We start from the raw sequence: 23,312 nt of genomic DNA, 5'->3' as shown, positions 1-23,312 counted from the left end.
GCCAAGTTGACCGGGGCGCGGACCGACCATCCGAAGCGGGCAGGGATGACAGGTGCATGACGACGGCAGGTACGACGATCCACGCGTGACCGGGTCGACCAGCGATCCCGTTTCACGTGAAACCGACTACCCGAGCTGGTCGCCCGGCGCGACCGGGCCATCGACCCGACCTACCGACAGTGACCCACCGGCACCGCTCGACCCGTCGTCGGGTGCCGGGCAGCCGGAGGGCTCGGCCGTTTCAGAACCGGCGAGTGGTCGTCGGACTCCGGAGGCGTCGAGTCGACCGCTCAACGCCGCCGAGGTGCGGTCGACCTCGGGTCGCCGCAACACCGCGGCGGCGGTTCGCTTCGAGCCAGCAGTCCCGCACCAACCCACTGCGGCGGCCGTTCGGGACGCCGCGCCGGTGGTCGCCGACGCTCCGGTCGCTTCGACAGAGTCGTTGGCCGCCGTGGCGACCGATCCCACGTACGTTTCACGTGAAACCCCGACGCGCGAAGAGGATGACCCACCGTTGGCTATGGAGGCGATGCGCGCCGTGCAGATCCTGAATCCCAGTGGCGAGGTGACCATGCCTCGGCCGGACCGGACCCGGGTCATGTGCGTCGCCAACCAGAAGGGTGGCGTGGGTAAGACCACCACCACCGTCAACCTTGCGGTGGCGCTCGCCCTGCACGGCAACCGGGTGCTCGTGGTCGACCTCGACCCGCAGGGCAACGCGTCGACCGGGCTCAACGTGCCACACCACACCGGAATCCCCGACGTGTACGACTGCCTGATCAACAGCGTGCCGCTGGCCGAGGTGGCGCAGGCGGTCGAGGGCATCCCCAACCTCTGGTGCGTACCCGCGACCATCGACCTGGCCGGTGCGGAGATCGAGCTGGTGTCGGTGGTGGCCCGGGAGTCGCGCCTGGACCGGGCGATCGCCGCCTACCCGGGCGAGTTCGACTACGTCTTCATCGACTGCCCGCCCTCGCTCGGCCTGCTCACGGTCAACGCTCTGGTTGCCGCGCAGGAGGTGCTGATCCCGATCCAGTGCGAGTACTACGCGCTGGAAGGGCTCAACCAGCTGATCAACAACATCAACCTGGTACGCCAGCACCTCAACCCGAAGCTCGACGTCTCCACCATCCTGCTGACCATGTACGACCGTCGCACCCGGTTGGCCGACGCCGTCGAGCAGGACGTCCGAAACCACTTCGGCGACAAGGTTCTCCAGGCGGTCATCCCCCGCAACGTCCGGGTCTCCGAGGCGCCGAGCTACGGCCAGTCGGTGATGACCTACGATCCCGGTTCGCGGGGTGCCACGAGTTACTTCGAGGCCGCCCAGGAGATCGCCGAGCGGGGCGTCAAGGAGCCGGTGGGCCGGAATGTGTAGTGCGGACGAGTTGCTGGGAGGCGTGGCATGAAGAACCGTCCTCGGGGCGGTCTGGGTAGGGGCCTGGGGGCGCTGATCCCGACCGGGCCGGCGCCGGCTGCCGCTGGCACCGCGACGGCCGAACCGGAGAACGAGCACCTGGACGACGCGGGCACCGTCGTCGTCGACACGGTGCCGACCGGAGCGCCTGCCCACGAGCCGGAGCCCGTGCTGAGCCCGGTGCCCGGTGCTCGATTCGCCGAGATCCCGGTCGACGCGATCATGCCCAACCCGAAGCAGCCCCGCCAGGTCTTCGATGAGGAGGCGCTTGAGGAGCTGAAGACCTCGATCCAGGAGGTCGGCTTCCTCCAGCCCATCGTCGTGCGGCAGCTCGACGACGAGAAGTACGAACTGGTGATGGGCGAGCGGCGCTGGCGGGCCGCCCAGGCGGTGGGGCGGGAGAGCATTCCGGCGATCGTCCGGGACACCCGCGACGATGCGATGCTCCGCGACGCCCTACTCGAGAACATCCACCGGGCGAACCTGAACCCGCTGGAAGAGGCCGCCGCCTACCAGCAACTGCTGGAGGAGTTCGGGGCCACCCACGAGGAGTTGGCCCGCAGGATCGGCCGGAGTCGCCCGCAGATCTCCAACACGATCCGACTGCTGAACCTGCCCGCACAGGTGCAGCGCCGGGTTGCCGCCGGCATCCTGTCGGCCGGGCACGCCCGCGCCCTCCTGAGCCTCGACGAGGCGGAGGCGCAGGAACAGTTGGCCCTGCGGATCGTGGCCGAGGGACTGTCGGTTCGGGCGACCGAGGAGATCGTCGCCTTGGCACTCAACGACGGCCCGGCGAAGGGTCAGGCCGCGAAGCGGCGACCCAAGGCACACGCGCCGGCCCTGACCGATCTCGCCGATCGGCTGTCCGACCGGTTCGACACCCGCGTGAAGGTGGACATCGGCCGGAGTAAGGGCAAGATCACCATCGAGTTCGCGACGGTGGACGACCTTGAGCGGATCGTCGGGATCATCGGAGTGCAACAGGAGGAGGGCGGGGAGGACTGACCCCGCCCGTTCGCCTACGGCCGCGCTACCCCACCGGGGGCGCGGCCGTTCTGCATCCCAGGGTCGTCGCCGTTTCACGTGAAACACAGGACGGACCTGATGCCGAGGTCGGGATGATCCATGGACCGTCGTCATCCTCGGCTCGCCCAGCCAGCCCGGGGTCTCGCTCTGGCCGCAGGAGAAGTCGGCGGGGGTGGTGGGCGAATGTGGACGGCCGGTCGCAGCGGCCGGCACGTTCGAAGGCACAAGCGCCTCGCGCCTCGCGTAGTGCGCCTCGCGGTGGGCCTCGCGCCTCGCGCCTCGCGGTGGGCCTCGCGTCTCGCACCTCGCGCGGTGCGCCTCGCGCGGTTGGCGGCGGGCGCCTCGCGCGGTGGGCCTCGCGCGGTGGGCGCCGCGATGCGATGGCGACCGGTGGATGCGACGGCGACGGGCGAGGCGATGGGCGACGGGCCTGGCGGCCTGGGCGGCTGATGGCGGAGCGGACGCAACGGTGGGGCAGGCGCGGTGGCGGGTGGCTGGCGGCGGCAAAGTCGAGTACTGGCGTTGAGGAGATCCTCTACACGCGTCGCAGGAGGCCCCGGAATGGTCCACTCGACCACAACCACCCTCAGCGCCGGCCAAAGCGCCAGCGAGCCGCTGAGTGGTGCCAAACGACGTCTCCATGGTTGTCCGCAGGTGGCCCCAGGGCTCTCGGTCGCTGTCAGTCTCCGGGAGAAGCCTCGCAGACCTTGGCGGGACCGCCGATCGCCGGACCGCCAGACCGACCTGACCACCGGAGGGATCACCGGAGTTCCACCGAAGGCGTGGGGCCACCGGCCCACCGGCCCACCGGCCCGCCGGGCCACCGGCCCGCCGGGCCGCCGGGCCGTCGGGCCGCCGGGCCGTCGGGCCGTCGGGCCGCCGGGCCGCAGAACTGGATGTACGAGCGGTAGTCCAGCGGGAGCCCGACCCCGGACCGCCGGATCGCCTGCCCACCCGGCGCGCGGTTTCACGTGAAACCGAGTTGGTGGCTCGCTGGCACCGATCGAAACCCTGGATGTCGGAGTGGTTGGCCAAGCGGAGTCGACTCCTTGCCCCAGGCGCTCAACGTCGGTGCCGCGATTCGGTCTCCCGTCCCCGGCCCATCCGGAGCGATCGGGCGTCCGGACCGCAGGGGTGCACGGGCCGAGGTCTGTATGGGTGGGGGCCCGCAAACGAGCCATGTCGTCGCCGTCGACGTGTGCCAAATGAGCCAGCGGGTGGTCGTCGGTGGCTGGATACCGCGCTGGCGGTGGCACGCGAAGCGGATCAGCGCACACCGGACCGATTCCTTCTCCGGTGGCCACCGACTTCGCCGATCTGGCGGTTCGCGGACAACGACCGACTGGCCGAAAAGTTATCCACACCGGTTGTCCACAGGCACCCCCCGTTTCACGTGAAACAGCGCGTGGGAGCGGGTGTGAGCCTGTGGATGACGGCCTGTGTTCAGGATCTCGGCAGCCTGTGGATATCGCCTCTCGGTACCCGCGCGACCACGCGCACCCGGTCGACGATGGGCACCGATCCGGTGGCCCGCGACCGCTCGAACAGGTAGGGACAGCGGTGCCAGACTCGGTTAGGGTCAGCGTCGTGCACGACAACCCTCCCTCAGTCCCGGACTTCACCCAGTGGCCGTCATTTCCCTTCGAGGGTGACCTCCACGTGAAGCAACTCGATGATCCGGTCCCGGTCGAGCCGCCCCGGAAGGGCGAGGGTCTCCGGGAATGCACCGCCTGCAACGCACCCGACGACGCCTACATCTGGGTGGGCGAGCGGTGGCGGGTCCGCGCCATGGACCGGCCCACCGGCCTGCCCATGGTGCTCATCCTGGAATCGCGCACCCACCTCGACCTCGGCGACCTGCCGAACCTCCTGGCCGCCGAGCTGGGGGTAATGACCGTACGTCTGGAGCGGGCCATCCGGTCGCTCGACGGCGTGGCACGGGTGCACGTCAATCGCTGGGGCGACGGCTCGGCTCATCTGCACATGTGGTTCCTCGCCCGTCCGTACGGCCGGCTTCAACTGCGGGGCACGTTCCTGTCCCTGTGGGACTCGATCCTGCCGCCGATCTCCGAGGCGCAGTGGCGGGAAAATCTTGCGCTCGTCGCGGCCTGGCTCGCCGAGTTCGGCGGCCGCCCGCTCGCCGAGCCGCCCCGCATCCAGTGGCAGGCGCCGTCCAGTCTGCTGGCTCAGTCCGCTGCCGCGGATGCCGCTGCCGCAGCGGAGGCCGCCTCGGCGGCAGCAGCCGGGACGGAGGCGGTCTCGGTCATCGAGGCGGCGGAGGAGATCCCGGAGCCAGCTCTCGACTCCACCCCTGATCCGACCGACGCCGACAGCGGACCCCGGGCCGACCCGGTCGTCGACCCGGACGCCGGCGCCGGCTCGACGACGGCCACCGTTACCGACCACGCGGCTGAACCCACCCGGTCGGTCACGGGTAGCGGTCCGGCGGCTGAGCCCTCTCGGAGGGCATCCGCCACCAATCTGCCCGGCATCCCGGCCTCCGGCACCCGGGACTCCACCGACACGGCATCCGGCAGCGCGGCATCGGGCGGCGCCGCCACGACGGCCACCGATGGACTCCACACCCGCCAAGCGGAAAAACCCACCGGCGGGCCGCACGTCGTCGGCTCGGCGGAGACGCCCACCGGCGGGCCCCACGTCGGCCCGGCGAGCGGAAGCGCCGACGAAGTTGGTTTCGCCGACCCGGCCGAGTCCGCCCCGGCCACCGGGGGCGCATCCGGAGAGGCCGTCAGCAAGACCGCCTCCGAGAGGGGCACCGGCACTCCGGGCGCTGCCGCGCGCACCAACGGCAGCGGCACACCCGATGTACGCGCGACCCACTGAACTGGAATCGACCGTGCGGTTGACCGCGACAGGCCAACCTCACGGTCGTCCGGCGGATGGTTCGCTCGGCGAGCGGGTTGGCGGGTAGGTCAGTGCTTGGTGAGGCGGGCGGCTGCTCGGGCGACCAGGGTGCCGAGGAGTCGGCCGAAGTCCAGCCCGGCGGCCTGCACGGCGAGCGGTAGCAGTGACGTCTCCGTCATGCCCGGCGAGACGTTGACCTCCAGCACGTGCGGCTGGCCGGCCGCGTCCACGATCACGTCGACGCGGGAGAGATCCCGTAGACCGAGCGCGGTGTGCGCGGCGAGGGCCACGTCAGCGACAGTGGCAGCCACCTCCGGGTCCAGCCGGGCGGGGGCGTGCCAGGTGGTCCGCCCTGCGGTGTAGCGGGCGGCGTAGTCGTACACGCCGTTGCGCGGCACGATCTCCACCGGCGGCAGCGCCTGTGGGCCGTCGCCGAGGTCGACGACGGAGACCGCCACATCCATCCCCGGCACGTACCGCTCCACGAGCGCCGTGGAGTAGTACGCGAAGCAGCCGACCATCGCGGCGGGCAGCGCGGAGGCGTCCCGGACCACCGCCCCGCCCAGCCCGGACCCGCCCTGCGCCGGCTTCACCATCAGGGGTACGCCCAGACGGTCGACGATCCGGTCCAGGACGGCGACCGCGCCGAGTTCGGAGAAACGATCGTGCGGGAGCGCGACCCAGTCGGGGGTGGGGATGCCGGCCTCGCGGAGCACCGCCTTGGCCGAGGGCTTGTCCCAGGCGACCCGGGAGGCCCGAGCGTCGCAGCCGACGTACGGGACGTCACACAGATCCAGCACCCCGCGCAGTGAGCCGTCCTCGCCGGTCGCGCCGTGCAGTGCGATCACCACCGCGTCCGGCGGGTCGGCCGCGAGCGACGGCAGAAGCGCCACGTCCGCGTCCCGCAACTCGGCCTCCACCCCGACGGCGCGCAGCGCGTCGAGCACCCGACGACCGGAGCGCAGCGACACGTCCCGTTCGTAGGAGAGCCCACCCGCGAGCACCACGACGCGCAGGTCGGCCGAGATGGCGGAATCGGTCACGAGGAGGCGCTCGGCGGTCGTAGCCATGCCGGCATCATGCCAAGTCGGGCCCGGGCACGTCGGAGCCGGCCCGGCCGCGTCGGCCGGCGGCGCCACCCACGGCACCGAAGACCCGGCGCATCGCGATCTCCTGCTCCATCACCCCGGCGAGCCGGCGGACGCCCTCGCGGATCCGCTCCGGCGGCGGGAAACTGAAGTTGAGTCGCATGGCGTCGGTGCCGGTGCCGTCGGCGTAGAAGCCGGTGCCGGGAACGTAGGCGACGCGGGCGGCGACCGCTCGCGGCATCATGGCCTTCGAGTCGAGCCCGTCGGGCAGGCTGGCCCACACGAAGAGACCGCCGGCCGGGGTCGTCCAGCTGGTGCCCTCGGGCATCAGGTCGGCCATCGCGTCGAGCAGGGCGTCGCGGCGTTCCCGGTAGACCTCGCGGTAGACCTTGAGCTGCTGCCGCCAGGGCATCGTGCTCAGGTAGGTGGCCACCGCGGCCTGGGCGAAACCGCTGGGGCAGAGGATCTGCGCCTCGCTGGCGATGACCAGTTTGTCGCGGACCGCGTGCGGCGCCAGGATCCAGCCGACCCGCAGGCCGGGGGCGAAGGTCTTGGAGAAGGTGCTGAGGTAGAAGACGCCGTCGCGGCGGCGGGCCCGCAGGGGGGCCGGGGCCTCACCCTCGAACCCCAGCTGGCCGTACGGGTCGTCCTCGACGACGAGCAGGCCGGCACGCTCGCAGATGTCGAGCACCCGTTCCCGGCGCTCGTCGCTGAGCGTCACGCCGGTCGGGTTCTGGTAGGTGGGGATCGTGTAGAGGAACTTGACCCGCTGGCCCGCGCGGGCCAGGTCGGCGATGGCCGTCTCCAGCGCCTCCGGGATCAGCCCGTCCGCATCCATCGGTACGTGGACGACCTGCGCCTGGGCGGCCTGAAACACGCCGAGCGCACCGACGTACGTCGGCCCCTCGGCGAGCACCACGTCACCGGGGTCGAGGAAGAGCCGGGCCACCAGGTCCAGTGCCTGCTGCCCGCCCACTGTGACCACGACGTCCTCCGGCGAGGCACCGCAAGCGGCGTCGATCCCGGAGAGCGACATCACCTCGCAGATCCGCTCGCGCAGCTCGAGGGTGCCCTGACCAATGCCGTACTGAAGGGTGGTCACGCCGTGCTCGGAGCCGAGCCGGCCGAGCATCTCGCCGACCGCGTCCAGCGGAAGGGCGGCGATGTACGGTGCGCCACCGGCGAGCGAGACGACCTCCGGGCGGCTGGCCACCGCGAACAATGCTCGGATCTCGGAGGCGGTCATCCCGCGTACCCGCCGGGCGTACCGGTCGGTGTAGTCGTCGAGTGTCGTGCCGGTCATGACCTCACCTCGATCGCTGCTCGAGTGGCTCCGCCCCGGGTACCCCGCACACCGCTGACCATGGCGGCGGACACACCGATTGTCGATCCTAGTCCGCAAGAGTCGTGCCGCCGCGGTGCCGCAGCAGATCGACCACATGGCGGACCGTCCTCGGTGCCCCCGTTGCGGTGGGCATTCGCGCGTCCTCTCCCGTATCGCCGATCGGCGGCGTACGATCGCTCGTCGGGGGCAGGAAGGCGGCGCTGTCGTTCCATGCCGGTCTCACCACCGAGCCTATTGTGGGGATGCGCCATATGTCGCGACGTCTGGTCAGCCTGACCCTCGACACGTTGGAAGACCTCCCGCGCCCGTGCCGGCAGTGCGTCTACTGGGAGCTCGATCCGGTTTCCGCGGACCGGGCCTGCGCCGCTGGCGATCCGGGCCTGGAGAAGGAGGCCTGGGTCTCCCAGACGCTGCTGGAGTGGGGCTCCTGCGGCAAGCTCGCGTACGTCGACGGCATGCCGGCCGGCTTCGTGATGTACGCCCCGCCCGCCTACGTGCCCCGTTCGATGGCGTTCCCTACCTCACCGGTCTCCGCGGACGCGGCACTGTTGATGACGGCCAACGTGGTCGCCGCGTTCTCCGGCGGCGGGTTGGGCCGGATGCTTGTGCAGGGTGTCGCCCGGGATCTGACCAAGCGTGGGATCAAGGCGATCGAGGCGTTCGGCGACGCCAAGTTCGGCGATGCGGATGACCCGGCCGGCGGTTGCGTGGCCCCGGTCGACTTCTTCCTCTCCGTGGGCTTCAAGACCGTACGTCCGCATCCGCGCTTCCCTCGGCTGCGTCTCGAGCTGCGTACGGCGCTGAGCTGGAAGTCTGACGTCGAGTACGCACTGGAGAAACTGCTCGGGTCGATGAGCCCGGAGACCCTGCTCCGGCCGGTCCGCCCGGCCCCGGCCACCCGCTCCACAAACGGCTGACGCCCGGCGGCGGATCAGTCCACCACGGTGCCGGCGGCCACCACGGCTCGCAGTTCGCTGACGTCGAGCGATCCGGTCGGGACGTCTCGCTCGATCGGGTAGTACATCCGCTGCACCGCGGCCACGATCGCCTCCACCACCCGGTCCCGGAACCGAGGGTCGACAAGGTGGGCGCGGTCCGTCGGCGAGGTGAGGTAGCCGACCTCGACCCGGACGGCGGGCATCCGCGTCAGTCGCAGCAACTCCCACGTCTTGGCGTGGGTACGGCAGTCCCGCAGCCCGGTGCGAGCGACGATCTCCCGCTGTACCAGCCCGGCCAGGCGTTCACCGGTCGCCGAGGTCACCCCGTTGTCGGTGCCGTAGTGGTAGGTCGCGACGCCCTCCGCATCCGGGTTGGCGTGGCCGTCCAGGTGCAGCGAGATGAACACGTCGGCGCCGAGCGAGTTGGCGAGCAGGGCCCGGTCGGTGTCCGGCAGGCAACTGTCGGGCGACGGGCCCCGGGTGAGCTGCACCCGCACTCCGGAGGCGGCGAGTCGCCCCTCCAGTCGGCTGGCCAGGTCGTGCACCAGGTCCGCCTCGGTCCAGCGCAGCGAGCCGTCGGGCACCACCATCCCGGGGTCGGTGCCGCCGTGCCCCGGGTCGATGACGACCGTCTTGCCGACCAACGCCGGCCCGGACTGCCGGATCGCGTCGGATTCGCGGAGCCACTGCGGGCGGCCACCGACCACCTTGCGGCCGATGCGGCGGAGCGCGTTCATGGTGTGTGGGCCGCAGGATCCGTCCGGGGTGAGCCCTACCTCACGCTGGAACTGGGCCACCGCCCGCGACGTCCGGACACCGTAGATCGCGTCCGCGCGGCCCACGTCGTACCCCATCTCCAGCAGCCGCTCCTGTAGCGACCGGACATCCTCGCCGGTGAGCGGCTCGGGGACCGCGTGGTAGAGGGTGCGGGCGCCGAGCCGCCAACGGGCGGCATCCAGGGCGCGCCAGGTTTCCGCGCCGACCCGGCCGTCCACACTGAGCCCCCGCGACTGCTGGAACGCGCGGACCGCCCGCTCGGTGTCGAGGTCGAACTCGTCGGTTTGCGGGCCGGCGGTGGCGAGCAGTTCGAGGCCGGTCAGGATGGTACGGATCTCCGTGACCGCGGGTCCCCGGTCACCGGGTCGGATCGGACGCACGCACGACCCCCTCTGCACGACACTGGCTGGCCGGGCGGCCCAGGCTTGAGGCTATGCGTTCCGGGGCGGCGAGGTGGCTGGGGCCGAGAAATCCGTCGGCGGTACGGCCGGGAAGACACCGAACCCCGCACCCGGCGAACGGGTGCGGGGTTCGGTTGATGTTTCTGCTGGTCAGAGGGCCGATTCGATGAGCCGGACCAGCTCGCCCTTCGGCTTGGCACCGGCGATCGACTGCACCGGCTGGCCGTTCTTGAAGACGGTGAGCGTCGGCACCGACATCACCCGGTAGGCCCGAGCGGTCTCCGGGTTCTCGTCGATGTTGAGCTTGACGATGGTGACCTGGTCACCCATCTCCCGGGCGATCTCCTCCAGCAGCGGCGACACCTTGCGGCACGGCCCGCACCACTCCGCCCAGAAGTCCACCAGCACCGGCTTGTCGGCCTGCAGCACGTCAGCGACGAAGCTCTTGTCGGTGACGGCCTTGGTTGTTCCCACTATGCCCCTCCTCCGGGATGTGTTCCTTGTTTCAGCTGAGCGTCGCGATGAACCGCTCGGCGTCGAGCGCTGCGGCACAACCGGTGCCGGCCGCGGTGATCGCCTGACGGTAGGTGTGGTCGACCAGGTCACCGGCGGCGAAGACGCCGGGGATGTTGGTGCGGGTGCTGGGGGCCTGGACCTTGACGTAGCCCTCGTCGTCCATCTCGACCTGACCACGGAAGAGCTCGCTGCGGGGGTCGTGACCGATGGCGACGAAGACGCCGGTCACGTCCATCACCTTGGTGTCACCGGTGTGCACGTTGCGGACCCGTACGCCGGTGACCTTGCCGTCGTCGCCCAGGATCTCCTCGACGGCGCTGTTCCACTCGACCTTGATCTTCTCGTTGCTCAACGCCCGCTCAGCCATGATCTTGCTGGCCCGGAACGAGTCGCGGCGGTGGATGATGGTGACCGATTCGGCGAAGCGGGTGAGGAAGCTGGCCTCCTCCATCGCCGAGTCGCCGCCGCCGACGACCACGATGTGCTGATTGCGGAAGAAGAAGCCGTCGCAGGTGGCGCAGGAGGAGACGCCGTGGCCGAGGAACTCCTGCTCGCCGGGCACGCCCAGCGGACGCCAGGCCGAACCGGTGGAGAGAATGATCGATCGGGCCCGGTAGGCGGTCTCGCCGACCCAGACGGTGCTCACCGCGTTGGAGCCGGCGTCGCCGGTGTCCACCAGCTCCACCCGGGTCACGTCGTCGGTGAGGAATTCGGCGCCGAACCGCTCGGCCTGCTTGCGCATGTTGTCCATCAGCTCGGGGCCGAGGATGCCGTCCGCGAAGCCGGGGAAGTTTTCCACCTCGGTCGTGGTCATCAGCGCGCCACCGGACTGCACGCCCTCAATGATCAGCGGCTTCAGGTTGGCACGTGCGGCGTAGACCGCCGCTGTGTAGCCGGCCGGCCCGGAGCCGATGATGATCAGGTTGCGGACCTCGTCCACTGCCGTCTCCCGAGTTGTGTGTGTTCGGCGTCGGCGTGAGCACCGATGCCGATCCGAGTCGCCGACGCCTGGGTGGAGCCGGCAGCTGACTTCCAGAACGTCATCGTACGAACCGGGGATTCCCTAGCCGGGCATCCGGTGGGTCAGGTCACGTGGAGGGGCATCGTGCCATTGACCGTGGATTCACCCTACCCGCGCCGAATACCGGCTGTCCGAGCCGGACCCGGGCACCCCGCACTCCGGGCCACTCACCCAGGCCCACCGGGCGCCGCTCGCGTCGGTGAAGTGGATGACCAACGCCTGATCGCCCTGGAACCGCGCGTAGTCGATCACCTCGACCACCAGTGGGGTCGATCCGTGCTCCGTCGCGACGCTGGCCAGACAGCTGGTCAGCGCGGCCTCGTCGGTCAGCCGGGCCAGCTGGTCCGAACCGTCGGGAGAGGGACGGCGCTCGTCCTCGGCATCCACCTCCGGCTGCTTACCCGGAGTGTTGTCGGTCGCCCGGGTGGCAGCCGATGTGCTTGGCGCGTCCGTGCCGTAGGCGTTGCCGAGGGTCTGCGGGCTGTAGTTCGTACCACTGCGCAGTGCCGGCCCGGTGGTGCGGGCCGTCCCGGCCCCCGCGACGCCCTCCGGCGCGCTGGCCGGCTGGTTCATGGCGTTGGTGCCACCCGAGTCGTCCGACGCCCGCATCGAAAGCTGGTTGAGGCCCAGCGCGACGGCGATGACGGCGATCGCGGCGGCGGCCACGGGTGCGCCACGGCGGGCCCAGCCGCGCTGCCGGCGGCCCGGGCCGGTGGACGCCCCGCGCCCCGACCCGCCGGGCGTGGGGACGGGAGGTCGGCGACCGGCCCCGCCCTGCGCCGGTACGACAAACGGCGTCGCCGCGTCGCCGTCCCGATCGACGCTGAGCGCGCCGGCGGGTGCCTCCTCGGTCGAGGTGTCGGTCGTCGGCCCCGCGCTGGCCAACGCGGCCAGGAGGCGGTTGGTGATCGTCGACGGCATCTCGGGGGACGGCTCGGCCCAGCGGGTCACGTCCGTACGGACCTCGGTCACGGCGGGGGCCAGCAGCGCGTACGCCTCGGCCCAGGACGGGTCCGCGGAGACCAGTCGAGCGACCTCGTCCTGCTGCGGGGTGCCCTCCAACGCCCCGCCGAGGTAGTCAGCGAGGAGGTCGATGTCGACCTCCCGGAACCCCTCGGTCGTCACGTGTCCTCCTGGTTGGCGTCCCGCCGGTATCGACCTGACCCCGATCCGACGCCCTCCACCGGGCCGGGGTTCCCCGGCGTGACGCCGGGCACGCCGGTGATCGGGGCGGTGGGGTCCGGTCGGGCCGAAGGCGTCGCGACGGTGGCCGGGCGGAGATGCCCGAGCAGCACGGCCAGCCGCGCCCGGCCCCGAGCGCACCGGCTCTTCACAGTGCCCTCGGCGACACCGAGGATGCGGGCGACCTCGGCGACCGGATAGCCCTGTACGTCGACCAGCACCAGCGCCGCGCGTTGCTCAAGGGGCAGCGCGGCGAGCGCCTCGCGGACCACCAGCACCGTGTCGTGGTCCGTTGCCGGTGCCGCCGGCTCGAGCCCACCGGTGCCGTCGTCGGCCCGGTTGCCGTCCGGCAGCGGCACGGTGGGGTGCGCCTGCCGGCGTCGGATCCGGTCCAGGCAGGCGTTGACCACGATCCGGTGCAGCCAGGTGGTGACGGCGGAGTCGCCGCGGAAGCGGGCCGCAGCCCGATGCGCCGACAGCAGGGCGTCCTGGAGTGCGTCGGCTGCCTCCTCGCGGTCGCCGAGCGTCCGCAGGGCCACCGCCCACAGCCGGTCCCGGTGCCGGTGGAACAGTTCGGTGAAGGCGTCCCGATCTCCGGCGACGTGCGCGCGCAGCAGCTCCAGGTCTCTTGCGGCGGCGCGCTCGTCCATCACCGCGTCCAGTGCGTGCGATGCCCGGATCGTGGTGCCCGGCTCACGACCCCTGGACCGTAATCTCCTGCACCCCCAGCTTGAACCCACCCTCGGCCGGAGCCAACTCGGTGATCCAGAACAGCAGGTACTGGTATTTCTGGTCGGCGTCGAAGCCGTTGAACGTCATGGTGGTGCCGTCGTGGTCCTCGAACGGCTGGCCGATGGCGGTCTTGTAGCTCGCGACCAACTGCTTGTCACCGTTGGAGCTGGACGGCGGGTTGGTAGTGCCGGCGAGCAGCTGGGCGGACGCGTTGGTGGCCGACAGCACTGCCTGCACCGACTTGACGGTGTGCGGCTGGCCGAGGTCGATCCAGACGCCCATGCCCTTCTTCAGGTTGCCGAAGTTGGGCCGGTCCCGGTAGGTCTCGGTCTCCCAGCCCTTGTCCTCGTCGCCGTCGATGACCTTGTCGGCGCCGTCGATCTCGCTGCGGTCCTTGCTGTCCGGGTCGATGATCCGGACGTTCTTCACCGTCAGCTTGCGGGCCGTCGCGGCGGCCGGGGTGGCGTCGCCGGCGGGGGCACTGGAGGTCGGCGCGGCGACCGGATTGGACTGCGGGTCCTTGTCGTCGCCGCCCAAGGCGATGATCCCGATCAGGAGACCGACCAGGGCGACGGCCAGCAGACCAGCGATCCCGACGGCGACCTTGCGGCCCCCGGCCGCGGCCAGCGGTGACGGCTCTTCCCCGGTTTCGGCGGCGAACCGCAGCGGCCCGCTGTTGTCGAGGTAGTGCTCGTCCTCGGCCGGCACGTCCAGTCGCGCCAATTCCGCGGCGAGCACGTCGGAGGACGGCGGCGCGATCTCGGCGTCGAGCAGGTCCATGGTCAGGTCGTCCAGGTACGCCGGAACGCCCGCCCGGACCTGGCGCGGTGCCGCGATGGCACCCCCGGCGTCCCGAACAGCGTCCGGGATGGCGGCGCGGCCGTGGCCGGCGGTGGCGCCGTGCAGTGGTGCCTCGGCGTGCGGCCAGGAGCCGGTCAGCGCAAAGTAGAGGACACCGCCGACCGCCCGGATGTCGTTCTCCTGGCTGTCGGCGCCGTCGGTGCGGGCGTCGGCCAGGACCACCCGGCCCTCATCACTGATCATGACGGTGCCGGGGTGGACGTTGCCGTGCACCATGCCGGTGGCGTGCACCGCGGCGAGCGCGCTCGCGACGGCGTTGCCGATCGCTGTGGCCCGAGCCGGGTCCAGGGGGCCGTCGGTCGCCAGGTCGCGCAGGGACTGCCCGTCGACCCACTCGCGCACCACGTACGCCCGGTCGGCCTCGTCGATCGCGTCGTAGACGCCGACCAGGTTGGGGTGGATGACCCGGCTGGCCGCGACGGCGGCCTGAAGCATCTCGGTGGCGGAGTCGCCACCCGGGTAACGCAGCACCACGGCAACGGGACGGCGCAGGATGACATCGACCCCGCGCCAGACCAGCCGACCCGCACTGTCGTTGTTGATGTGCTCAACCAGTTCGTACCGCTCGGCGAGGACTTCACCGGCCGTGGGAGCACCGAAGGTCATGACCGGAGGAGCGCTTTCGTCCGCCTCCTGACCCTCGCCGACCTGGGTCACCCGTCCTCCCTCGGTGATCGTGTCGATCGATGAACCCGAACTGCTGGGCATGTGGCTTCCCGCTCTGCCGTTGAAGGAACCGGCCGACCGGTGTCGACGCCCAGCGTCGGCCCCTGCCGTACCCGTCGAGAGCGACCTTACCCGGGTTGCCCGTCACTCCGACATGTCATCTTCCCGCCGTACCTGGCGGGGTTTCCGGCAGTCGAAGAGCTCGTCCGGTTACGACCGTTGTCAGCCACGTTGCTGGCACATGTACTAGCTAATCTACGGCTTCACCGCAAGTGACCGACGCCGGGGCTGGGCTGGCGTGGCGCTCGCGCTGCCTCGTACGTTCCCACCGATCGGGTCGCCACCCTCAGCCGTACGGTTGGTTATCCACAGGCCGAAGCGGCGGTTGACCGGCGAATCGCGGAGTTATCCACAGGCGCATCCCCAGCCTGGTGATCCGTAGTCACATTCGGTATGAGTGCCAACTTGTTGTAATCGAATGCGGACGTTCAGCGACCGAGACGTCGGCGAACCATCCCGACCACCTCGGTGATCTCGCCGATCTTCAGCAGCATGGCGAGGCCCAGATAGGTAGCGCCGATCACCACGCCGCCGATCACGAGCTGGGTCGCCGCCTCGAACCAGCTCGGCACGTCGCCGCCGGGCAGCAGGGTGATCACCAACCATCCGACCAGCGCCGCTCCGAGTGCGGCGACCACGACCCGGCCGAGGGTACGCATGATGGCGCCCAGGCCGATCCGGCCGACCCGAGGCCGGAGCAACCAGGCGGACGCGACAGCCGCCGCCACGTAGGAGACCGCGTTGCCGATCATCATTCCGGCCGCCGCGAAGTGCGCCGCGAACGCGGCGAACAGCACGATCTGCACGCCGACCCGCAGCGCCACCACCGGAATGTTGATCAGGGCGGGCGTACGGGTGTCCGGCAGGGCGTAGAAGGCAAAGGTGAAGAGCTGGCTGATCGCGAACGGCACCAGGGCGATCGCGGCAAACAGCAGCACGGTGGACGTGGCTGACGCGTTCTCGGCGCTGAACGCGCCGTACCGGAAGACGACCACCGAGATCGGGGTGGACAGCACCGCGTAGCAGACCGCGATCGGCGCGAGCACCGCCGACACCATCCGGACACCTCGGGAGAGGTCTGCGGTGACGTCGTGGAACCGCCCGTCGGCTGCGGCGGCTGCCATCCGGGGCATCAGCGCGGTGATGATCGAGACGGCGATGATGCCGTGGGCCATCATCAGCAGCAGGAAGACGTTGTTGTAGATCAGGATGCCGGCCTGGTCCGTGCCCGCGGCCCGGGTGAGGAGATTGACCACCACGAAGAGGCCGAGCTGGTTGACCGCCACGTAGCAGAACATCCAGGCCCCGAGCTGGGCCAGCTCGCGCAGCCCCAGCTCGCGGAAGTCGAACCGCCACTTCCAGCGGAAGCCGACCTTGCGCAGCGCCGGCAACAGCCCGGCGGTCTGCACCGCCACGCCGAGCAGGGTGCCACCACCGACCAGCAGGATCCGGCCGGCGTCCATCTCCGACGGCTGTAGTCCCTTCGCCCCGTAGACCAGGATGTAGAGACCGAAGACGCCGATGACCACCAGGTTGTTGAGGATGGGAGCCCACATCGGCGCGGCGAAGTGACCCCTGGTGTTCAGCACCGCTGCGATCAACGCGCTGACACCGGTGAAGAACAGCATCGGCAGGATCAGCCACGACAGGCGTGTGATCAGTGTGGTGTAGGCCTCGTCCTTGCCGCTGGCGTAGATGGCAGTCAGCCAGGACGCCGACGCCACCGCGATCAGGGCCGCCACCGCCAACGCCAGCACCGCGAGGCTGAGCAACCGTTGGGCGTACGCCTCGCCCCGGTCCGGGTCGCTCTTGCGCCGACGGACCAGCACCGGGATCAGCACGCTGGTGAGCACCCCGCCGAGCAGGAACTCGTACACCTGGTTGGGGAGGAAGATGGCTGTCGTGTAGGCGTTGCCGATCAGGTTGCCGAGGGCGGCGCCGATCATCAGGTTCCGGATGAAGCCGGTGCCCCGGCTCACCAGACTGCCGACGGCCATGACCGCGCTGTTGGCGGCCGCGCTGGTCTCGCCGACGACCTCGGGCGGGGGTGCCGTCGCCTCCACCGCAGGCTGGTTCAGCGGCTCCGCGGAGATGAAGATCGCCCCGTCAGCCGGCGGCACGTTACCGTCCGGCGTGGCGTTGGCGCTGCGGTAGAGCCCGCCGCTCATCTCCAGCCTCCCAGGGGTACGTCGAGCCGGACACCGACCCGCACGCCACAGACCATAGTCAACCCCCACCCGTTACCCGCGCCCGGCGGATCGGATCACACCCCTGCCCGATAAGCTGGTGATCCCATGTCCGAAGCCTCCGCTCCTCACGCCGCCGACCGCCGCGAACTCACCGCCGCGCAGCGCAACGCCGTCGCCGAACTGCTCCGGGTGTCCCCGGTCGCCGACGAGTTGGGCCGCCGCTTCGTCCGCGCCGGTCACGAGTTGCACCTGGTGGGCGGTTCGGTGCGGGATGCCCTGCTCGGCCGACTCGGGGATGACCTCGACTTCTGCACCGACGCGCACCCCGACGAGACCCTGCGGATCATCAAGGGCTGGGCCGAGTCGATCTGGGAGACCGGTCGGGAGTTCGGCACCATCGGCGCTCAGCGCGACGGCCTCCGACTGGAGATCACGACGTTCCGTGCTGAATCGTACGACCAGGTCAGCCGCAACCCGGTGGTGGTGTACGGCACCAGCCTCGACGAGGACCTGAAGCGGCGCGACTTCACGATCAACGCGATGGCGGTCAGCCTGCCGGCCCACCGGTTCACCGACCCGCACGGTGGGCTGGACGATCTCTCGGCCAAGGTGATCCGTACCCCGAGCACGCCTGGTGAGTCGTTCGGCGACGACCCGCTGCGGATGCTGCGGGCCGCCCGGTTCGCCGCGCAGCTCCGCTTCGCCGTGCACCCCGACGTGCACCTGGCGATGACCGAGATGGCCGCCGACCTGGACCGGATCACCGCCGAGCGGATCCGCGACGAGTTCACCAAGTTGCTCTGCGGCGCGGACCCGATCACCGGGCTGCGGCTGCTGGTCGACACCGGGCTGGCCGAGCGGTTCCTGCCGGAGCTGACCGGGCTGAAGCTGGAGATCGACGAGCACGCCCAGCACAAGGACGTCTACGAGCACACGTTGACGGTCGTCGAGAACGCGGTCTCCTACGAGGAGGGGGGCTGCGACTTCATCCTGCGGATGGCCGCCCTCCTGCACGACGTGGGCAAGCCGGCGACGAAGGCGGTCGGGTCCGACGGCCGGGTCAGCTTCCACCACCACGAGGTGGTCGGCGCCCGGCTGACCAAGGCCCGGATGAAGGCGATGCGCTACCCGAAGGACGTCACCGCGCAGGTGACCGCGCTGGTCGCGCTGCACCTGCGCTTCTACGGGTACGGGCGGGGCGAGTGGACCGACTCGGCGGTGCGCCGCTACGTCGCCGACGCCGGTGACCTGCTGCCCCGCCTGCACAAGCTGACCCGCTCCGACTGCACGACCCGCAACCGGCGCAAGGCCGCCCAGCTCGCGGCCGACTACGACGCGCTGGAGGATCGGATCGCCCGGATCGAGGCCGAGGAAGACCTGGCGCGGGTTCGACCCGACCTGGACGGCAACGCGATCATGGAGCTGCTCGGCGTACCGCCGGGGCCGGTGGTCGGGCGGGCCTGGAAGCACCTCAAGGAGCAACGCCTCGAGCACGGCCCGCTGGACCGCGACGCCGCCGAGGCGGAGCTGCTGCGCTGGGCCCGCGCCGAGGGCATCCTCAACTGACGCGCTCGACCTCGATGCTTGTCGTGTAGCGCGATCCGTCGTGGGGTGGCGGGAGCCGTCACTCGCAGGACGTGGCTGACGGCGATGCACAGCTGTCCGGTCGACGACGAAACGCGAGCGGATCGACCGAATGGCTGAGGTGTAGCGCTTTCATCGTCGTCCATGATTGCTGGGCGTCCGTCGGCTACCGGTCCATCGACACCGCCGCCGACCCCACCGCCCGTCCGGCCCTTCGGATTGGACGGGCGACGACCAAACGGGGAGATCATCTAGTGAAACGCCGTGGCGTGCTACGCCGCTCGGCGGTGGCGAGCCTTGTTCTCGCCTCCGCAACCATCATCGTCAGCGCCGCGACCGGTGGGGCCGCCATGGCCGAACCGTCCGCTCCGCTGGCGCCGAAGCCCGCGAGCAAGTTGACCGCCCCCAAGCCGGACAGCCGGTTGTCCAAAGCCAAGCCCGTCGAGGTCGTAGCGGATCGCTACATCGTGGTCTTCAAGAACAAGAAGACCACCCCGGCCAAAATCAAGGCAGCGGCTTCGGCCCTGGCCACGAAGAACGGCGGCAGCGTCCGTCGGCTGTACAGCAACGCCGTCAACGGCTACTCCGCCGCGATGACCGCGAAGCAGGCCGGCCGGCTGGCCGCCGACCCGGATGTCGCATCCGTGGAGCCGGTGGTCCGCTTCCAAGGGAGCGGGACGCAGAGCGCGCCCCCCTCCTGGGGCCTGGACCGGATCGATCAGGTTTCGCCCAAGCTGAGTGGCAGCTACACCTACCCCAACACCGGTGCCGGGGTGAACGCGTACATCATGGACAGCGGCATCGACATCAGTCACAGCGACTTCGGTGGCCGTGCCTCGTACGGCTACGACGCGGTCGACCAGGACAATGTGGCGCAGGACTGCGACGGTCACGGCACGCACGTGGCGGGCACCGTCGGCGGCACCAAATACGGCGTGGCCAAGAACGTCAACCTGGTCGCCGTCCGGGTCCTCGACTGCGGTGGTATTGGCACCACCGAGCAGGTCCTGGCCGGGATCGACTGGGTGACCGCCAATGCGCAGAAGCCTGCCGTGGTCAACATGAGCCTCGGCGCGCCGTATAACCCGGACTACCCGGCGATCCCCAACGCGGTCAGCAACTCCATCGCCACCGGTCTCACCTACGCGGTGGCCGCCGGCAACGATGCAGACGATGCCTGCGCGTACAGCCCGGCCAGGGTGTCGGCGGCGATCACCGTCGGAGCCACCGACAGGTTCGACCGTCGGGCCGTGACCGAGGTATTCGATTCGAACTACGGTCCGTGTGTCGACGTCTGGGCTCCGGGCGTGGACATCGTCTCGGCGGCAAACGGGACCACCGACGGGTCGGTGGCCTCCAGCGGGACCTCGATGGCGGCGCCGCACGTGGCCGGAGCCGCTGCGCTGCTGCTTCAGTCGAACCCGACGTGGTCCCCGTCGCAGGTGCGCAACACGATCGTGACCCGAGGGCTCGCTGGCGCGGTGCTGAACCCGCAGGGCGGGGTGGACCGTCTGCTCAACGTCGCGTCGGCCCTCTCTCCGGCGCGCACCTCGCACGGCCTGCTGGCACGTTCCAACGGCTATTTCGTCTCCGCTGACGGCGCGGGCAGCAAGCCTCTGGCCGCCGTCGGCCCAGTGCTGGGCGGCTGGGAGAAGCTCGACATCGTCGACGCCGGCAACGGCTTGGTCGCACTGCGGGCGAACGTCAACGGCAAGTACGTCAGCGCCACCGGTGCCGGCAGCAAGCCACTGATCGCCACAGCCACGTCGGTGAGCACCTGGGAGAGGTTCCAGCTGGTTCACCAGATCGACGGCACGGTGAGCCTGAAGGCCACCGTCAACAACAAGTACGTCAGTGCGCCCAACAACGGTGGCCCGCTGGTTGCCAGCGCGGTGAACGCCAGCACCTGGGAGAAGTTCGACCTCGAAACGAACCTGATCGTCAGCTTCAAATCGGCCGTCAGCGGCAAGTACGTCTCCGCCGACGGTGCCGGGAGCAAGCCGTTGATCCCGTTGGTCGCGTCGGTGAGTACCTGGGAGAAGTTCGAGCTGTTCGATCTGGACTACTACGGCTACTTCGGCCTGCGTTCGTTGGCCAACGGCAAGTGGGTCTCGGCGACCGGTGCCGGATCGAAGCCGATCCTTGCTTCGGCCCCCGCAATCGATGACTGGGAGGTCTTCAACTTCTGGCACCGGGGTGTCGGGACCACTGACGGGTCGGGCTGGATCTTCGCGTACGTCGACGAGCAGGCGGTCAGTGCCGGCAGCGCCGGCACCAGCCAGCTGATCCCGAACAAGGACCCCAACTACTCGGCTCCGGACCTCGGCCTCTCGGCGGGCGAGCGCTTCTCCATGAACCTCGCCTGAACCAGCCACGGAATTACCACCGGCGCCCGCCGGCACCCCTCCCTCGGGAGGCGGTGCCGGCGGGCGCCGGTGGTTCGTGGGTCATCCGGTGCCGACCAGAGCCCTGACGCTCGGCCGGTCCCTCGGGCTCAGCGCGAGACGGTGCTGCCGTCCACCGTGTCGACCCCGGTGGCCGGAGCGGTGGCGTCGGTCCGTCCGGCACCCAGCCGTGCCAGCAGGCCGGGCAGGTCGATCCCGGTGAGATCGCTGCCGAGCTGGAGGCCCTGGGCTACGTTGCCGGCCACCGACTTCGTGAGCGACGACGCGCCGTCGGTGGAGATGACCGTCATCTTGTCGATCGCTCCGATCGGCGCGCTGGCCGCCTCGACGACCTGCGGCAGCACCTTGACCAGCAGGTCCAGCACGGCCGCCTCTCCGTACGCGGCGAACGCCTCGGCCTTGCGCGCCATCGCGTCGGCCTCGGCCTCACCCTTGGCGAGGATGGCCGCGGCCTCGGCCTGGCCTTCCCGCTCCACGGCCTCGGCGATGGCGGAGCGTCGCCGCTGCTCGGCCTCACCCTCCTTGGCCCCCTCGATGGCGTTGGCCTCGGCGAGCGCGGCCCGTCGGGCCCGCTCACCCTCACCGGTGAGGCGGGCCTGCTCGGCGGAGGCCTGCGCGGCGGCGATGACGGACTGACGCTGCGCGTCGGCGTGCAGCACCGCCGCTGCTCGGGACGCCTCGGCCTCCTGCTCCACCTTGTACCGGGCCGCGTCGGCCGGCTTGCGAACCTCGGTGTCGAGCTGGCGCTGCTTGAGTTCGGCGTTGCGCTCGGCCACCTTCTGCTGTTCGGAGAGGATCGCCTGGTCCCGCTCGGCCTGGGCGAGCGGTCCGGCCGCCGCGGACTTCGCTTTCGCCGCGTCGATCTCGGCCTGGATGCCGGCCTGCTTGAGGGCCAGGTTGCGGTTGGCCTCGGCGATGGCCTCCTCGGCGAGCAGCCGCTCCTGCTCGGCCTGCTGCCGGGCCCGGGCCTCGGCGATCGCCGCGTCCTTGAGCACCCGGGCGGCCTCGGGGCGGCCCAGGTCCTGAAGGTAGGAGCCTTCGGCGAGGATGTCCTGGAGCTGGAAGGTGTCCAACACCAGACCCTGGTTGGTCATCGAGTGTTCGGCCTCCTCGGCGACCGCGCTGGCGAACGCCGCCCGGTCCCGGATGACCTCCTCGACGGTGAGCCGGCCGACGATCGAGCGCAGCGCGCCGGCCAGCACCTCCCTGGTGAAGTTGTCGATCTCGTCCTGCTGGTGCAGGAACCGTTGTGCGGCGGCCCGGATCGCGTCCTCGGTGCCGCCGACCTTGACGATCGCCACACCGTGCAGGTCGGCGCGGATGCCCTGCTTGCTGACAGCGCCCCGGATGCCGACGTCGATCCGCCGGCTGGACAGGTCGAGCGACTGCAGCTTCTGCACCACCGGCAGCACGAAGACCGAGGCGCCCAGCACGACCTTCTGCCCGGAGTTGTCGGTGGACCGCCCACCGTCGGCAGTCTGGGTGGTGCGGCCCTTGCGACCGGTGACGATGAACGCCTCGTTCGGGCCGGCCACCTTGATCCGGGAGAGCACGAAGAACACCAGGATGAGCACGAGGAGGACCGCGCCACCGATGGCGATGAGTAGGGCCATATGAGGAGTCCCGTCTATGAGGGGGAGATCAGTAGGTCTCTACGTGCACGCTGGTGTCGCTGAGCGCCTGCACGACGAAGACCTGGGCGCCGAGCGGGATCGGCTGGTCCGCGCGGGCGCTGAGCTTGACCGGTTGGCCGGCGAGGCGAATGCGGACCTCGCCGTACCCATTGGCCGGCACCGGGGTGACGACCAGGCCGAGCGCGCCGACCAGGTCGTCGCGGGTGGGGGTGGGGTCGGTGCGCATGTTCCGCGCCGCCCGACCCAGCCGGGACGCCAACCAGCCGGTGGGAACGGCTGCGAGCACGCCGCCGGCCACCGCCCCGACGACCATGCCGGGTGTACGAGCACCGAGTAGTTCGTTGACGATGGCCGCGCCGAACCCGAACGCCCCGGCGAAGCCGGCGACCGTCTCGATCGAGATCGGCCCGTCCACGTCGGCGTGCCCGAACTGGAACAGCTCGGTGCCGAGCAGGGCGAGCGCGAGCACACCGATGCCCGCCCCGCCGATGATCAGAAAGATGAGCGTTCCCGTTGCCACGACCTTGACGGTATCGACGCCGCGCAACGCCGAACGCCCTGGCAGGGCGTGAAGATGATCTACCGATGCGGGTCGGGAGTGACGC

General features: G+C 70.5%; 17 protein-coding genes. 6 read left to right on the top strand and 11 right to left on the bottom strand.

The features are described from left to right. The first annotated feature begins 406 nt into the window (after positions 1 to 406). The 3 genes from NIE111_RS30220 to NIE111_RS32530 all read left to right on the top strand — a co-directional run bounded on the left by NIE111_RS30220 (position 407) and on the right by NIE111_RS32530 (position 5,287). Complete coding sequence (locus tag NIE111_RS30220; protein WP_372488440.1) at positions 407 to 1,378, top strand: ParA family protein; 972 nt, start codon at positions 407 to 409, stop codon at positions 1,376 to 1,378. Between the two features lie 27 nt (positions 1,379 to 1,405). Continuing rightward, complete coding sequence (locus NIE111_RS30215; RefSeq protein WP_238687633.1) at positions 1,406 to 2,422, top strand: ParB/RepB/Spo0J family partition protein; 1,017 nt, start codon at positions 1,406 to 1,408, stop codon at positions 2,420 to 2,422. Between the two features lie 1,833 nt (positions 2,423 to 4,255). Then, positions 4,256 to 5,287 carry a hypothetical protein gene (locus NIE111_RS32530; protein WP_238687699.1) on the top strand — a complete coding sequence of 344 codons (1,032 nt, stop codon included), beginning with the start codon at positions 4,256 to 4,258 and terminating at the stop codon, positions 5,285 to 5,287. 89 nt (positions 5,288 to 5,376) lie between these two features. On the opposite strand, the gene NIE111_RS30205 is transcribed toward NIE111_RS32530, so the two are convergent. Together NIE111_RS30205 and NIE111_RS30200 are read right to left on the bottom strand one after the other, a co-directional pair. Continuing rightward, entirely contained in the window at positions 5,377 to 6,378 is a 1,002-nt protein-coding gene (locus NIE111_RS30205; RefSeq protein ID WP_238687632.1) for a D-alanine--D-alanine ligase family protein, read from the bottom strand. Between the two features lie 7 nt (positions 6,379 to 6,385). Beyond that, positions 6,386 to 7,699, bottom strand: coding sequence for an aminotransferase-like domain-containing protein (locus tag NIE111_RS30200; RefSeq protein ID WP_238687631.1), 1,314 nt, complete (start codon positions 7,697 to 7,699; stop codon positions 6,386 to 6,388). Between the two features lie 293 nt (positions 7,700 to 7,992). Between NIE111_RS30200 and NIE111_RS30195 the strand changes: the two genes are divergently transcribed. Further along, positions 7,993 to 8,658: a GNAT family N-acetyltransferase gene (locus tag NIE111_RS30195; protein ID WP_091396576.1), complete on the top strand. Its 666-nt coding sequence runs from the start codon at positions 7,993 to 7,995 to the stop codon at positions 8,656 to 8,658. Between the two features lie 14 nt (positions 8,659 to 8,672). Here the strand turns inward: NIE111_RS30195 and NIE111_RS30190 are convergent, their stop codons facing one another. The 7 genes from NIE111_RS30190 to murJ form a co-directional block, all read right to left on the bottom strand. Further along, positions 8,673 to 9,836 (bottom strand): N-acetylmuramoyl-L-alanine amidase, encoded by a 1,164-nt coding sequence (locus tag NIE111_RS30190; RefSeq protein WP_238687630.1) that lies wholly within the window; start codon positions 9,834 to 9,836, stop codon positions 8,673 to 8,675. 171 nt (positions 9,837 to 10,007) lie between these two features. After that, on the bottom strand, positions 10,008 to 10,331 hold the full coding sequence (gene trxA, locus NIE111_RS30185; protein ID WP_030331849.1) for a thioredoxin: 324 nt from the start codon (positions 10,329 to 10,331) through the stop codon (positions 10,008 to 10,010). Between the two features lie 31 nt (positions 10,332 to 10,362). Then, positions 10,363 to 11,313: a thioredoxin-disulfide reductase gene (gene trxB / locus NIE111_RS30180; protein ID WP_238687629.1), complete on the bottom strand. Its 951-nt coding sequence runs from the start codon at positions 11,311 to 11,313 to the stop codon at positions 10,363 to 10,365. A 183-nt stretch (positions 11,314 to 11,496) separates the two neighbouring features. Beyond that, complete coding sequence (locus NIE111_RS30175; RefSeq protein ID WP_238687628.1) at positions 11,497 to 12,519, bottom strand: RsmA family anti-sigma factor; 1,023 nt, start codon at positions 12,517 to 12,519, stop codon at positions 11,497 to 11,499. After that, the gene (sigM, locus tag NIE111_RS30170; protein WP_238687627.1) at positions 12,516 to 13,226 is read right to left on the bottom strand and encodes an RNA polymerase sigma factor SigM; all 711 of its coding nucleotides are present in this window, start codon (positions 13,224 to 13,226) and stop codon (positions 12,516 to 12,518) included. The genes NIE111_RS30175 and sigM overlap by 4 nt, the downstream gene beginning before the upstream one ends. Before the next feature lie 43 nt (positions 13,227 to 13,269). Next, complete coding sequence (locus NIE111_RS30165; protein ID WP_238687626.1) at positions 13,270 to 14,877, bottom strand: protein kinase family protein; 1,608 nt, start codon at positions 14,875 to 14,877, stop codon at positions 13,270 to 13,272. Between the two features lie 446 nt (positions 14,878 to 15,323). After that, entirely contained in the window at positions 15,324 to 17,063 is a 1,740-nt protein-coding gene (gene murJ, locus NIE111_RS30160; protein ID WP_238687625.1) for a murein biosynthesis integral membrane protein MurJ, read from the bottom strand. 126 nt (positions 17,064 to 17,189) lie between these two features. Here murJ and NIE111_RS30155 point away from each other — a divergent pair, with 126 nt between their 5' ends. Together NIE111_RS30155 and NIE111_RS30150 are read left to right on the top strand one after the other, a co-directional pair. Continuing rightward, complete coding sequence (locus NIE111_RS30155; protein ID WP_238687624.1) at positions 17,190 to 18,650, top strand: CCA tRNA nucleotidyltransferase; 1,461 nt, start codon at positions 17,190 to 17,192, stop codon at positions 18,648 to 18,650. 272 nt (positions 18,651 to 18,922) lie between these two features. After that, positions 18,923 to 21,034: a S8 family serine peptidase gene (locus NIE111_RS30150; protein WP_238687623.1), complete on the top strand. Its 2,112-nt coding sequence runs from the start codon at positions 18,923 to 18,925 to the stop codon at positions 21,032 to 21,034. 128 nt (positions 21,035 to 21,162) lie between these two features. Here NIE111_RS30150 and NIE111_RS30145 read toward each other — a convergent pair whose 3' ends face one another. Both NIE111_RS30145 and NIE111_RS30140 read right to left on the bottom strand, forming a co-directional pair. Further along, positions 21,163 to 22,686 (bottom strand): flotillin family protein, encoded by a 1,524-nt coding sequence (locus tag NIE111_RS30145; RefSeq protein WP_238687622.1) that lies wholly within the window; start codon positions 22,684 to 22,686, stop codon positions 21,163 to 21,165. Between the two features lie 28 nt (positions 22,687 to 22,714). Further along, positions 22,715 to 23,272 (bottom strand): NfeD C-terminal domain-containing protein, encoded by a 558-nt coding sequence (locus NIE111_RS30140; protein WP_372488438.1) that lies wholly within the window; start codon positions 23,270 to 23,272, stop codon positions 22,715 to 22,717. Positions 23,273 to 23,312: the final 40 nt, after the last annotated feature.

It is taken from the genome of Micromonospora hortensis (genome assembly GCF_022230935.1).
GTDB lineage: Bacteria > Actinomycetota > Actinomycetes > Mycobacteriales > Micromonosporaceae > Micromonospora > Micromonospora hortensis.
The sequence above is the reverse complement of the archived record's forward strand: the minus strand, read 5'-3'. Positions and strand labels throughout refer to the sequence as shown.